Below are 265 nucleotides of genomic sequence, written 5' to 3'. Positions count from 1 at the left end.
CCGCTCGGCCGCGTAGTACGGGTGCATCAGCTCGGCCTTGTACTCCTTGACCATCCGTGCCCGCATCGCCTCCGAATCGTCGGCCTCCGCGATCTGACGGCGGAAGATGACATTGGCGGCACCCTCGGCACCCATCACCGCGATCTCGTTCGTCGGCCAGGCATACGTCAGGTCGGCGCCGATGGACTGGGAGTCCATGACGATGTAGGCGCCGCCGTAGGCCTTGCGCAGGATCAGTGAGATCCGCGGCACCGTCGCGTTGCAG

At 66.0% G+C, this 265-nt stretch carries 1 protein-coding gene; it reads right to left on the bottom strand.

Going from position 1 to position 265, the window contains the following annotated elements:
• On the bottom strand, window positions 1-265 hold a 265-nt coding region (locus ADK54_RS19670), incomplete at both ends, for a carboxyl transferase domain-containing protein (protein WP_324610179.1).

Origin of the sequence: Streptomyces sp. WM6378, from assembly GCF_001279695.1 — a bacterium.
In the GTDB taxonomy this organism is placed as follows: domain Bacteria; phylum Actinomycetota; class Actinomycetes; order Streptomycetales; family Streptomycetaceae; genus Streptomyces.
Note: the sequence above shows the minus strand (reverse complement) of the source record. Positions and strands in the feature narration are given on the sequence as shown.